This is a genomic window from Enterobacter sp. 118C5 (genome assembly GCF_034107645.1).
Taxonomy (GTDB): domain Bacteria; phylum Pseudomonadota; class Gammaproteobacteria; order Enterobacterales; family Enterobacteriaceae; genus Enterobacter; species Enterobacter nematophilus.
On record NZ_JAWNEU010000027.1, the window covers coordinates 1 to 12,223 of the forward strand.

The 12,223-nt window shown below is 48.9% G+C and carries 13 protein-coding genes; 1 reads left to right on the forward strand and 12 read right to left on the reverse strand.

Annotation, left to right across the window (positions count from 1 at the left end):
* Positions 1-894, forward strand: an 894-nt coding sequence (locus UTO39_RS22010) for a winged helix-turn-helix domain-containing protein (RefSeq protein ID WP_320728095.1), incomplete at its 5' end; no start/stop codon positions are given.
* Positions 895-1,674: 780 nt separating this feature from the next.
* Here UTO39_RS22010 and UTO39_RS22015 read toward each other — a convergent pair.
* The 12 genes from UTO39_RS22015 to UTO39_RS22070 all read right to left on the reverse strand — a co-directional run bounded on the left by UTO39_RS22015 (position 1,675) and on the right by UTO39_RS22070 (position 11,963).
* Positions 1,675-2,289, reverse strand: a complete 615-nt coding sequence (locus UTO39_RS22015) for a hypothetical protein (RefSeq protein WP_320728096.1) — start codon at positions 2,287-2,289, stop codon at positions 1,675-1,677.
* 31 nt (positions 2,290-2,320) lie between these two features.
* A complete protein-coding gene (locus UTO39_RS22020) occupies positions 2,321-3,091 on the reverse strand; it encodes a hypothetical protein (protein ID WP_235155438.1) in 771 nt (256 codons plus the stop codon).
* 232 nt (positions 3,092-3,323) lie between these two features.
* The gene (locus UTO39_RS22025; RefSeq protein WP_235155439.1) at positions 3,324-3,665 is read right to left on the reverse strand and encodes a TA system toxin CbtA family protein; all 342 of its coding nucleotides are present in this window, start codon (positions 3,663-3,665) and stop codon (positions 3,324-3,326) included.
* Positions 3,666-3,685: 20 nt separating this feature from the next.
* Positions 3,686-4,006: a type IV toxin-antitoxin system YeeU family antitoxin gene (locus tag UTO39_RS22030; protein WP_320728097.1), complete on the reverse strand. Its 321-nt coding sequence runs from the start codon at positions 4,004-4,006 to the stop codon at positions 3,686-3,688.
* An 18-nt stretch (positions 4,007-4,024) separates the two neighbouring features.
* The gene (locus UTO39_RS22035; RefSeq protein ID WP_235155441.1) at positions 4,025-4,246 is read right to left on the reverse strand and encodes a DUF987 domain-containing protein; all 222 of its coding nucleotides are present in this window, start codon (positions 4,244-4,246) and stop codon (positions 4,025-4,027) included.
* A gap of 8 nt (positions 4,247-4,254) precedes the next feature.
* Complete coding sequence (locus tag UTO39_RS22040) at positions 4,255-4,737, reverse strand: RadC family protein (protein WP_235155442.1); 483 nt, start codon at positions 4,735-4,737, stop codon at positions 4,255-4,257.
* Between the two features lie 8 nt (positions 4,738-4,745).
* Entirely contained in the window at positions 4,746-5,210 is a 465-nt protein-coding gene (locus UTO39_RS22045) for an antirestriction protein (protein WP_235155443.1), read from the reverse strand.
* Between the two features lie 141 nt (positions 5,211-5,351).
* Positions 5,352-8,195, reverse strand: coding sequence for an Ag43/Cah family autotransporter adhesin (locus UTO39_RS22050; protein WP_235155444.1), 2,844 nt, complete (start codon positions 8,193-8,195; stop codon positions 5,352-5,354).
* 72 nt (positions 8,196-8,267) lie between these two features.
* Positions 8,268-8,954 carry a WYL domain-containing protein gene (locus UTO39_RS22055; protein WP_235155445.1) on the reverse strand — a complete coding sequence of 229 codons (687 nt, stop codon included), beginning with the start codon at positions 8,952-8,954 and terminating at the stop codon, positions 8,268-8,270.
* Between the two features lie 226 nt (positions 8,955-9,180).
* Positions 9,181-10,008, reverse strand: coding sequence for a DUF932 domain-containing protein (locus UTO39_RS22060; RefSeq protein ID WP_320728098.1), 828 nt, complete (start codon positions 10,006-10,008; stop codon positions 9,181-9,183).
* A gap of 89 nt (positions 10,009-10,097) precedes the next feature.
* A complete protein-coding gene (locus UTO39_RS22065; RefSeq protein ID WP_235155447.1) occupies positions 10,098-10,961 on the reverse strand; it encodes a GTPase family protein in 864 nt (287 codons plus the stop codon).
* A 90-nt stretch (positions 10,962-11,051) separates the two neighbouring features.
* Entirely contained in the window at positions 11,052-11,963 is a 912-nt protein-coding gene (locus UTO39_RS22070) for a hypothetical protein (RefSeq protein WP_101743941.1), read from the reverse strand.
* Positions 11,964-12,223 lie beyond the last annotated feature (260 nt).

The window sequence follows — 12,223 nt, forward strand, 5'->3', positions numbered from 1 at the left end:
CGTCCAAACCTGTACTCTATACTTTCAATATTATTCATGAATATATACAGGCCTTTTACCATGCCATCAGCTTTTATCATTAATGATGTGGTCCTCTTTATCCCTGATGAAAATTGTCTTCGCCCCCTTGGAGCCCGCGGAAAAGAGGTAGTTCTTCATGCTCCGGCAAGCCGGCTTCTTGAATGCCTGCTAAAACAGAGCGGAAAAATAGTGAGTTATGATGAATTGATGCATTCGGTTTGGCAAAGTAAGGGACAAATTGTCACTGTCAATACGCTGTATCAGAATGTATCACTGTTGAGGAAAGGTTTAAAAAAAGCAGGTGTTGTAATGCCAGTTATACGCACTCACCCAAAGGCCGGCATTTCATTTCGAGGGCTGGTTGAATCGGGAAATGAAATTATTCATGCTCATGAGCGAGACAATATATCCGATCACGCCTCTTTTTCTATGGAATTTCCCTCTCCGCCCGTAAGCACAGCGTACGAAGTTAAAGAGGAAACTCCCTTTCTTAGCGAACAGGACGCTCAACCCAAAAAACATCCCTCTTTCTGGAGCAAAATTATACCTGGATCGATTTATGCTTTTATAATTGTACTTATGATTAGTGCGTTAGCGTTGCTTAATTTCAGATCAGACAAATCGACCTTCTCAGTCGCACATGTCATAATTGCTAATATTAATCATTGCCCTGTTTATGTTAACAAGGAGAACCGCAATAAAAATATAGTTTCCCTTGTGGAATTTATACGGGAAAGCGGAATAGAATGTAAACCCGGAGAATATCTTTATCTCGCAAGGAATATGAACCACGAAGAGATGCTCATATTTAGGTGCACCAGACAAAAAAATGGTGAGCATCAGTGTATGACAGCAATGCGACTGCCCTTATGATTCTTTCTATTCTGATTACATGTTGTTTAACCTAACATATCGCTAATAGCTGCTGAAAACATCCGTTTCGCTTACTCTACTGAACACAATTTTCGGGACAGCAAGTCCCCTTATTGTGATAATTGCGTAACGTACATAAAAGCGATTTTTGGGTTTTATTACTACATTAATTTTTCTTCGCTTTCTTTGAAAACCAATAGAGCGTTGCTGCAGTCTGGTAGATCAACAATTGAATCAAGGATATTTTAAGTGAACAGGCGAAAATTCATTCATTAAAGAGTAATGACAACCGCATGGCGGAAAGTATCTGTACTTACGAAACAGCATTTTTCTGTTTACCTAAGTCACGAAAGGTGCATGCCATACCCTAAACATTCGATACGGAGAATTTAGCAGATTAGCCTGATGGCTAGTGCATCCAAACCTAGGGCAGACAATGCCATATTTTTAATGGATTTTATTGAGATGGTGCGATAATAGGAACATAACACACCCAACATAACCATTGATAAACATACATATTTTCTTGTTTCATCTTTATAAATGCCCCCTTTTGTGCCCCCACCTTGTTTTTCATGCGACTCGATGAGCCTTTCATCGAGTCGTCAATATCATTAATCTCGATAGAGGTACCTCTACTCACCCAAGTATCTTAGGGCCGTGATTGATTAAGAATAATATTGCTTGTTGTACGATACGTCACTTTGTTTGCTCATAACGTACACAGCCCTATTTACGACTTTAACATCCAGACTTGTTGAACCATGAACGTATATACAATCATCGAAGCCATGAAGGAGGTTTCGATTTTGTTAACTCGTGAAAATCGCTGGACATAGCGTCAAGCAACTGTTTTCGCAGTGTATCAGCATCTTTTTGCCATTTACTTAGTTGTCGAATGAATGCCTCACAATCCTCTTGTGTTCGACTCTGATTCTTCAAATCTTTAACAATCTCGCCTGCACGTGTAATCATGAAAAAATCATAAATATCGTTTTGCAGCTTCGGGACAATAGCATCCCATTTTTGCCATTCCTGATAATGATGGAAACGTAAGCCGTGTTCGCATCTTCGCCCTTTCTCTCTATCTGGAGCTAATTTACTGTTATCTAATAGGTCTTTGTCTTCAGAAAATTCTTGAATAGGGATACGGGCCTTTGACTGAGTCGGAGTGAGTAATAAAAGCCGGGACTGAACAAGCCCACTAATAAAACCAGCATAATTAATAAGCTGTGATAAGACCTCATCACAATCAGCAGAGAGCTTCTCCAGCCGATCAACACGGAGCTCCAGCTCTTTCTTACGAATTTCCCGATTAAGGGTAAACCTGGCAGTAAGCCAAACGGCCAAGAGGGAGGCTGCCGGGGTTAATAAGTCTTTCAATTCAAATGCCATTCTGCTCTCTCATTACGTTTTAAGGGATATTTTACCGTAATTCACTGATGCTAAAGGCATTCAAGCTTCTCAGCACATCCCCTGTACACCACGATAGATCCTCTTTCCCCAAAATGTTGTTAACAACATATTCTTTAAAAGGGATCTCTAGCAGGAACGAAGCTGGCTTCCCAAGATTTGGTACAATAAGTTTACCACTGCTAGCCCAATGTGCTTCTAGCCGGACATTCAGGTTTTGCCACTCAACACCCCGGCGGGCTCTGTCTTTCTTAAGCGAATAAAAAAATGCAGACTTACCATTAGGTGTTGGATGATTGTCCATTAGCATTAAAAGAAGAGGGATGCCCCATTCCGGGAGATAGCTATAACGCCAGATCCCAAAACTATCAGCGACCCTGACCAAACGGATGAAGGATTTTTGATCAAGTTTTCCTTCTCCTCCACGTAGAGACCTACAAACTATCCATGCTCGACAGAGGCTATCAAATTGCATGAATCGATTTCGGCGAGATGCAGCGATCTCTGTTGATACTATCTTGTCATTTCCGGAAAGACCTGTGAAACGTTGAGATCTAGACCCCAGAGGGCAAAACTCTCCGTTTTCTGGTGGTGCTGAATGAGAGAATCTGGGGATATACTCGGGATTGGGAGTGACTAAACCACTATCATGAACTTGCTCGCCACAAGCGATACAGCGTAATGAAGGGTACCTATCTCGTGAAATTCCTTTTACCTTTTGTGCAAATTCTTCAATATAAATTTCAACCCAACAACCTTTCTCCAGAATTTCTGCTTTATCCATAATGTATTTTATTAAATATTGTTGATGTGAATGAAGTACATCAGAATTGCAGGTTAAAAAAGAAGCAGCAAGCAATTTTTCTTATCTATACAGTGGTACGATTTTTGTTCATGGCCGGATACCACTAATTGTGTTTAAACACCCATAAACGCAAATGCGCCCACCGTAACTAGCTGGTGCATTTGCAATTAGTAAAATAGGGACAGTAAATCGGAAACACTGCTAGCAAGATTCAGGGGATCGAAGGAGGATGGTTTTGCCGCAGCAGGCCGATTGCCTGTCTTGCCCGTAAAATATCTACCGCCAGAAGGTAAGGTGACTGCTCCTGGCGGTTAAATCCTCTGCGATCGATACGAACCAGTTCGTACTTCTCCACCAGAAAGTTAACAGCATTAGCCAGACTGATACCGGCATCAATATGTTCCTTAATAACAGTTTCATCACTGAACGGCGTGTCGTTCAGTGTCAGGCCATAGTGCTGTTCCAGCAGACGTATCAGTAACATTTGCCAGACAGCCACGGGCGACAGACAGGGCTTCGCTGCCTGAGAAATTGTAGCAGGTAAAGTTTTCATGCTTGCTCTCGTGAAATTAGTTAGCGTTGAGTGGGATAAACTGCGATGTATACGTAGCCGCAACTGCCAAGGGTGTCGGCTTCGCAGGTAAAACCGTTGTGGTAAATGGTGACGCAGTGGGCATGGCGAGGATTCATTTCACCAGTGGTCAGCATCGATTCCATCTGACTGATAAAATGCGGAAATGCCACATCCAGCTTAAGACATTCGTCGTCACTAAACTTACCGGTGATACTGGCCCGGTCAGCCAGATAGTGCAGCCGGTTTCCCCCCTGCACCAGACGTGCTTCCAGGAGTGGTGAGATATTCCGCTGCAGTCCCCATGTGACATTACTGCTCATCGGGCTTCTCCTTTATTGTCAGTTCAGGGTGATACTCATCAGACAGGCATAGGGCCCGTTGCGGTCCTGGCGGCGTTCGGCGTATACCGCCAGCACGCCGGGAATGTCAGGAACTACCTGACCGGTGTAATGACAGACACTGCCGTGCCACTGGTATCTGCCGGTGCAGTATCGAAAAATGCGGGAGGCCGGATGCTGACGGTAAATAGTCATCGCCCGGCGCTTACTGATAACTTTCATGTAATTCCTCAAAGCAGGCCGTGTTCAGCGAACGACAATATCTGCGTGCCACCGACGATGAGATGGTCAGGCACACGGATATCAACGAGCTGGAGCGCCTGCACCAGACGCTGCGTGACAACTTTATCAGCCTGACTGGGTGTGGTGTCTCCGGAAGGGTGGTTATGCGCAAGTATCACCGCTGCTGCATTGAAATACAGTGCCCGCTTGACCACCTCGCGAGGATGTACCTCGGTACTGTTAATGGTGCCGGTGAACAGGGTCTCATTGGCAATCAACTGGTTCTGCTGATTGAGATAAAGCACCATAAACTCCTCTCGCTCAAGCCCGGCCATTTTCAACCGCAGCCAGTCACGGGCGGCCTGTGTGGAGGTGAGCGCCACGCCAGTTTCGCGCAGGTGGCGGTCAAGCAGGGCCAGAGCATGTTGTACAGTGCGTTGAGCGTTCAGTGGAAGTACCGAAGCCAGTGGGGTAAGTGACTGTTCCATCATGAGTACCCTCAATCAATAATGCGCAAAATGGCGCTGGATTCAGGGTGCTGCAGAGCGTAATCCCGCAGGCGGTAATAGTGCTCAGTCATGGCATCGCATTCGGTGCGACAGGCATGATGGCTGTATTCAATCAGGCAGACAGCGATACCTGCGGCTTCCGCGCTCATTTCCGCACCATTGCCGTTCATGCCGTTGAACAGATGCCATTTATCGTCACTGTCAGCATCAGGGGCCATAAACGCTCCGCCATTGCTGAGCATGTAAAATGACCAGATACCACCGCTGTACTCATCACAGAAGCGGTCCATCCAGGCGAAAATGCGGGGTTTCAGGATTATCCACTGCGCAATGGAGCCAAAGTGTGTCGGCCAGAATGAGAACCGCTGACGATCGGGTACAACAGAGGCGGTAATACCTGTCGCTGGCGATTGTTCCTGAAAGGGTGTAACGCTATTGCTATTGAATGTGTTCATGATGTTTCTCCGAAATAAAAAGCCAGCGACTGTGCGCTGGCGTGAAGTCGATTACATAACGTTAAAAACAAAAAGCCCCTGCTGCATAAGCAACAGGGGCCGGATGAGAGTGGTTATCTCTGTTTTAGTGGGGCAGAGCTATCAGAAGGCAACTTTTAGTGTGGCCTGCCCGTTGTAACCGTCAGCGCTGTTACCGCTGACACTACGGGTATAGCCGCCCTGAATACCCAGCGTTACGTTCTGGCGGATGAGCGCATCAATACCCGCCTGGAAATCAACGGATGTACCATCCTGAGACGGGGTAAAGGTAACATTGCTTCCCGCCGTAGCCGTTCCCATGTCCAGATCGCCGTCTGAGCTGAAGGTACGAATAACAGACGGACGCACCCACCAGTTCACCGGCAGTTCGCTTACGCTGTGTTTCACGCTGTCGCCAAAACCTGCCCGCGTGGAAGTGCCGTTACCGAAGGCCAGCTCCGACTGGCTGCCGAAGCGAACACCGGCGCGAATATGCTGTGCGCTACCGTCACCGAAGTTCACGTAGCCTCCATTGTCATGGCCGTTATTCAGGAACAGCCCCTGCCAGATATACTGAAGCTGCGGCTCCAGTACCAGGCCACTGGTCACATTGAACGGCAGGCCCGTTTCCAGCGAGCCCAGCCAGCCCCAGCCGTGGGTAGCGAAGCTGTCTGCATCAGACGTCGCTTTCAGGTTATGACGAGAGCCCTGAGCCACCACATCCGCCCACAGGCCACTGGTGGCATGCACGGCGGTCAGATAACCGCCCAGGCTGTACGCATCATCACGGGCAGTCCCGGCGCGGGAGCGGTCATCGTCTTTTACATCAACGGAAGAATGTCCTGCTGCACCATACACACCGGCTTTCAGCGAAGAGGTGCTCAGCAAGTCGCCACCCAGTTGTACGAAGCCGTAGCTGCCGCTGCTTTCCGATGTGGCACCCTGTGCAATTCCGCCGTTATTATCATGTCCCATGTGACCGCCCTGGATGCGTCCCCAGACTCCGCTGTCACCTTTGACCGCGCTGCGCTGGTTGTAACTGCCTGCCAGTGCGCGGTCATAGTCCATGCTCTGCGCAAACAGCGAAGCATAAAGCGCAACTTCTGCACGATAGCCAGCTTCGCTGGTCAGATACCAGTTTTCATCAGCAGCGCCGTGGTTCAGGATGTAGTTATACGCACCTGCCTGCAGCTTGCTACCAAGCGCAAAGGCCCCGGCCTCCGTCGTGGCACCGTTAATCGCATCCACTACTTTGATACCGTCCCCCGAGGTAGCAAGGCCCAGCCCGGCATCACCGGCATTGGTGAAGTTCAGCCAGGTTTTCCCCGTTGCCTGCCCGCCGTCGATAATCAGCATATCAGCCGGGAAGTCAGGATTCGCCAGGTTGATATTCATGTTAATGGTACCGCCCTGGCCGACAAGGTTTGTCGTGGTGAGCTTGCGGGGAGTAAAGGTATTATCAGAGGAAGCAGCAAACAGGCGAGTTCTGGCGGCATCGCTTTGCTCAGGCGCGAAGGTTATCGTACCGGCATTTTCAATGGTGCCGGTACTGATGACATCCCCCGTAACCGTCAGGTTTGCATGCTCAGCCAGGCTGGTGGTACCGCTCAATCCGCCACCATTTTCTACGCTCAGCTCGCCGCCGCTGCCAACGGTGGTATTTTCCGCTATCGCACCGGATTTAACGCTAAAGCGGCCGCCGTTTTCCAGCCAGAGTCCACGGGCTTTGCCAGATGCAGCATCAATACTGAATTCACCACGCGCGTTTGTACCACTGACCGTTGAACCGCTGTCGGCAATCAGGGCAGCGCCTTCATTCATGGTCACGTTTGTCACCGTTCCGCCGTTGTTAACCGCCAGCACACCGCCCTTATCGACCATTGTTGTGTCTGCAGCATTGCCAGTGAGGACATCCAGTCGCCCGCCGTTTTCCAGCACCACATTGCTTGCGTTACCGGAAACCGAATCAACACTGAAGCTGCCTAGCCGATTGGTGCCGGACACATCCGCAGCCGTATTTGTCACCAGCGCGCCACCTGCATTGATAATGACATCTGAGGCCTTGCCACCCGCAGCTACGCTGAGTCTGCCGCTGTTATTGACCGTGGTATCGCTGACCTGAGCGCCGTCCTTAACTACCTGCCAGCCACCGCTGTTGATGACGGTATCCGTTGCTGCCGCACCGGAATGAACGTACTGATAGCCGCCATTTAGCGTGGTATTTTCTGCACTGCCATGAACGCTCTGATCACCGCCAGCATTCACCGTCGTGGCGACGACGGTCCCTTGCTCAAAAACGACCTGGCGGCCATTTTCATTGATGGTTGTATTTGTTGCGGTACCAGAAACAAACATCCCGTCGCTGTTTTCCGAATCCGGGCCACCCTGTGCGCCGGTATTCACAACGGTGCCAATTGCCTGAGCCCCCCCTTTCACTACCATGTAGCCGCCTTCATTAATGACGGTTCCGGTGGCAACCCCGCCGGAATGTACCCATTGCTCGCCACCGTTCAGTACCGTACCGGAAGACTGACCGTGTACGCTTTGACCACCACCGGCATTTATCGTTGTATCGCTGGCACTGCCGCCTGCAAGCACCGCCTGAAGACCGTTACTGTTTATGGTGGTGTGGTTTGCTACGCCACCATCCTGTACGAACTGGCCGCCCTGATTGTTATCTTCATCATCGCTGCCGTACTCCAGGCCCGTGTTAATGGTGGTGTTATTCGCCTGCCCGTAAACCAGCTGCGTGTCGTTGTTGCTGATAACCCCCCCGTCAGCCATCTCTCCGACAGGTACGGAGGTCTCTGCCGCCAGTGCTGTACCAGAGGTCAGTCCGGCAACGGCCAGTGCGAGTACTGCGCCAGTACGCTTTCCTTTTGCTTTTGCCAGTTCTGAAACAACCACAAATGCGCCAAGAACTTCGTTCCAGACCAGCCGATAACTGGTATTCAGATTTCGCTTCATCGTATTAACCTTGTTGTGTGTAAATAAAAAAGCCAGCATCCACTCTCCGTGGATGCTGGCTGGTGAAAAACTTCAGGGTGAGGTAAATGCATTCAGCGACTGCTGGATGCAGCGGAAATGCGGCAGAGCCCGGGCAAAACCGGTATTCTCTGCCATCCGCCAGAGCCTCTCGTTACGTCTGAATATCTCCGTTGTGGGCTGTACCACATGGATTTCATTCAGGGTGAAAACAGCCGGACGATCCTGATATTCAGCGATCAGATACCAGTGACCTTCCTGCATCATCAGCCGATACGGTGCCAGCCGTTCGCAACGCTGTCCGTCAGCGAGCAGCGTGACGCGATAGCAGGCGGTAATGGCTTTGACCAGACGATAGAATGACAGTGACGCTGACGGGCTGGTTATACCCACAGCTTCACCCACCAGACAGGGCGCGTCGTTGCAGTTCAGCAGCAGGCTGACCAGTCGACGGTCCAGCCCCGGAAACAGATCGGCCACACCTGTACGATGAGCAAAGGTCAGCACATCCAGCTCGGCCTGCGCACCACTCACCCCCGTCCGCAGGCGGTAACAACCGTTGCTGCATTCAAGATCCAGATACATCAGCCGTTCACGAAAATCGCGGTACAGAGTACGCGCAGATACACCAAACTCTGCGGTCAGCCTGCGCATATCCAGCGTTTCACCTGCGACGAGGCGACTGATAATCAGCGACAGCCTGATCGCCAGCCTGTCGTGGCGGCGCTCTGTCTGTGTCATTATCATTTCTCCATACGAGTTAACTGACTGAAAGGGTTATGATTCTAAATAAGGGGTCTGACAGGGTATGTCCGGGGCAATAACTATTTTTCGATGGACAGGAAGCCACTGATCACTGGGTAAGCCGGGGTTTTTGTTCAATTAATCAGCAACACAAGAAGAGGTGAATTGACAGGGCATGTCATTCTTTAACGAGGCATTAACTTTTCAGATGCAGAATCTGAATTTAAACAGAATGAAACTGTGACAACATCGTTTCCGCCATCACCCACAGCGCACGGTTGAGTTTTACGTCTCCGTCAATGCCACGCACCGCACGGGTATGCGTTCGTCCGCCTTTAGCATTGCGTCCACTAAGCCCGCCCTTAATCAGGTTTTCCTGTACACGCTGATAAGTGGTCCACAGATCATTGCTCTCATCCTGCCAGCGGCGTGGGGAGAGTATCTGCGATTCAGTAACAGGCTGGTGGTCCTCACCAAAGCGATACGTAAGCGCTGCTTTCGCAAGTGCCTGCTGCGCAGGTGGCGGTAGCATCAGAGACTGCATGGCATCGCGTTTCTCTTCCACCCGGTCAAAAATCCCAAGCACTTCATAAGCCCCTTCAATCACCTGACTCACCACATCACCTTTATGTGGTACCCGCACCTCACCAAACGACTCACCGCAGACAAGCCCGTTCTGACACACCGCACGAAATAATCCCGGCAGCATTTGATACGAACTGGTGCCATCATGAGAGTTAAGCAGAATGATTTCCGGCACCTGTTTACCTGTAATTTGCCCCTCCCGCCGCAGGCAAAGCATGTGCCTGGTGTGTTCCCGACGCCCCGGGTCACGCACGCGGGTCTGACAGGCAAAGAATGGCTGAAAGCCTTCGCGCTGCAGGCTGTCCAGCAGGGAGATGGTTGGAATATAGGTATAACGTTCGCTGCGGGATTCGTGTTTATCTTGGCTGAAAACGCTGGGCACCACACGAAACAGTTCTTCGCGGGTTAACGGACGGTCACGACGGATAAGATTTGCTGCGCCAAAGCGCGAAGCCAGACGGGTCATAAGCAGACTCCTCATAATGGAAAACAATAATAGAAAGCCCTGCCGCACAGGCGACAGGGCTCATGGAATAACAGGTTGGAATTAAACGCTCAGAAGAAGAAATCCCAGACAGCACGGGCCACTGATACCACGGTGGTGCGCATGGCCTGAATGATGGTCCGCACCGGAGTCGGTATCAGCGGGAAAGTACTCACCGTATCCAGCACCGCACCGATAGTTTCACCAAAATCAACGCGCGCTTTTTCCTGGACTACTGTTGTGCGAAAGGGAGACTGCAATTGCGCGACCACCGGGCTGCTGGCCTCGCGCGGCAGGCAACGAATCATTCTCTCCGCCATTGTTCGTAATCCCCACTTAGCCCGGACCGATACGGCACATACAGGATGAACAGGCTGGAACAATTCATGCAGCAGGCAAATTTTATGGCTAATGTTTTGCTTCTGCTCTGTGGATAAGTAACCGCCACCGCTAGTGGGTTCGGTCTTGTCCGACTGACTAATAACAAACAGCACCTTATGCCGGTACGACTCACCAATTATCTGATGATAAAAATGCTCATCCACCGCCAGCGCCCGATCATCGGCCTTGATCAGCCACAGCACCAGGTCGAGCCGGGGAAGCTGATCACGGTACAGCCCGGCATACTCGCTATCGCGTGCACTACTTTCCCCTACGCCGGGCAGGTCTACCAACGTCATAACGCGCTCGCCAACCTGAAGGCGAAAGCGCAGAGGTTCCCGGGTACAGGCTACCACATCGCTGACAGGCGATACCTCACCAGCAAACAGGGCATTGCAAAGGCTACTTTTGCCTGCTCCCGTTTTACCCATAATACCTATAACCGGTTCATACTCAGTTATCTGTCTTATTTGTTGCAATAAATGCTCAGTAACCCATTCTGGTAATCCAGATACCGGCTTTAGCAAAGAAGAATAACCATATTTATTTTTCATAACACCACCATCTTATTGATAATAAAAAGGCAGCTTACATGGCTGCCTTTTTGAATCCTTCATGGGGATGATATATATCCAAAAAAATATTCAGCGTGGATTCAATTTTTGCCTCCATGCCAGATGAATAGCATATTCAATAACTCTGGCATTTGAGATCCCTTCTCTCACAGATATATCACGAAGCTTATCATGAGTCTCCTGAGAAATGATCACGTTAAGGGCTTTATTTTTATCTGCACGCTTCTTCTCTCGGCTTTTCTGTGTGCTCAATGCACTTTTAAATTTCCTTATGAATAGTTCTCTTTCTGCTTCAGTTCTAAAAACATCCTCACGCCAGATAAAATATGACGCATAACAGTATGCGATTTTTTCTTCTGTTCCTTCAGCATGCCGATACTTTTGCAAGGTAATATTGTTTTCCTGCAAATAGTTCAGCAACCAGTCAATGGTCACCCCTGCCTTCCCATTAACATCAGAAAATAAATTTCTCTTTGTGATTAATTCATTCCACTCATTATGTAATTTTAGGATGTATTGTCTGGTATTTCCTTCAGAAATGCTTCTTACAACTTTATCTTTGATAAGCCGCACCCGAAGATTATGGACCGGCGGAATATCGAATCCTAAAGTGAATGGTTCATTTAACAGAGAATTTCCTGCCTGAACAGGGAAAGTGTTTGTATAGGGTGCATAACCCGCGGTAACGTGATCTTGATCTGTTTTACAAAGTAACCAATAACTAGCCCTGGAGTCTGTGGTGAACCATTCAAGCTCATCTTCACATGGAATCTCTTTTTTAGCCTCAACCCGGGTGTTATTGATAAAAGTATCTACTTCTCTTTCGGAACCTTTATTCCCACTCAATAATAAATTGCGCACTCTCTTTTCATAGTTTGCAAGATTTGCTTCGGACGACTCAGGAGGAATATCAACCTCGAATTTCTTTAATTTAAAGTACAAAAATAAAATGAGATTCCTTTCATCATAAAATGAAACCACCACTACCCCCTTGTCACTACGTGATTATAGGTACAAAAATGCCCATTTTTGCACATTAACTCAATGAGTTATTGTTGATAACGTGTATACGGTCACGAAAATTTGGCTTCTTGAGGACTGGGGGATAGCAGAGGGGAAGAGGTAAAAGAACTGTTTGGGTCCTGGATTACAAAGGGATATAAAACTCTAAGCGCAAATATAAACAGATTGAAATAGCCATAACGAATTATAAAAAACCTTACTGCTTTATATGCATGAAG

What these genes read in the sequence shown, in the direction of transcription:
- UTO39_RS22055 (WP_235155445.1), bottom strand. Translation starts at nt 8,954, where the DNA reads ATGACACAGACAGAGCGCCGCCACGACAGGCTGGCGATCAGGCTGTCG.
- UTO39_RS22035 (WP_235155441.1), bottom strand. Translation starts at nt 4,246, where the DNA reads ATGAAAGTTATCAGTAAGCGCCGGGCGATGACTATTTACCGTCAGCAT.
- UTO39_RS22040 (WP_235155442.1), bottom strand. Translation starts at nt 4,737, where the DNA reads ATGATGGAACAGTCACTTACCCCACTGGCTTCGGTACTTCCACTGAAC.
- UTO39_RS22050 (WP_235155444.1), bottom strand. Translation starts at nt 8,195, where the DNA reads ATGAAGCGAAATCTGAATACCAGTTATCGGCTGGTCTGGAACGAAGTT.
- UTO39_RS22065 (WP_235155447.1), bottom strand. Translation starts at nt 10,961, where the DNA reads ATGAAAAATAAATATGGTTATTCTTCTTTGCTAAAGCCGGTATCTGGA.
- UTO39_RS22025 (WP_235155439.1), bottom strand. Translation starts at nt 3,665, where the DNA reads ATGAAAACTTTACCTGCTACAATTTCTCAGGCAGCGAAGCCCTGTCTG.
- UTO39_RS22045 (WP_235155443.1), bottom strand. Translation starts at nt 5,210, where the DNA reads ATGAACACATTCAATAGCAATAGCGTTACACCCTTTCAGGAACAATCG.
- UTO39_RS22015 (WP_320728096.1), bottom strand. Translation starts at nt 2,289, where the DNA reads ATGGCATTTGAATTGAAAGACTTATTAACCCCGGCAGCCTCCCTCTTG.
- UTO39_RS22030 (WP_320728097.1), bottom strand. Translation starts at nt 4,006, where the DNA reads ATGAGCAGTAATGTCACATGGGGACTGCAGCGGAATATCTCACCACTC.
- UTO39_RS22020 (WP_235155438.1), bottom strand. Translation starts at nt 3,091, where the DNA reads ATGGATAAAGCAGAAATTCTGGAGAAAGGTTGTTGGGTTGAAATTTAT.
- UTO39_RS22060 (WP_320728098.1), bottom strand. Translation starts at nt 10,008, where the DNA reads ATGACCCGTCTGGCTTCGCGCTTTGGCGCAGCAAATCTTATCCGTCGT.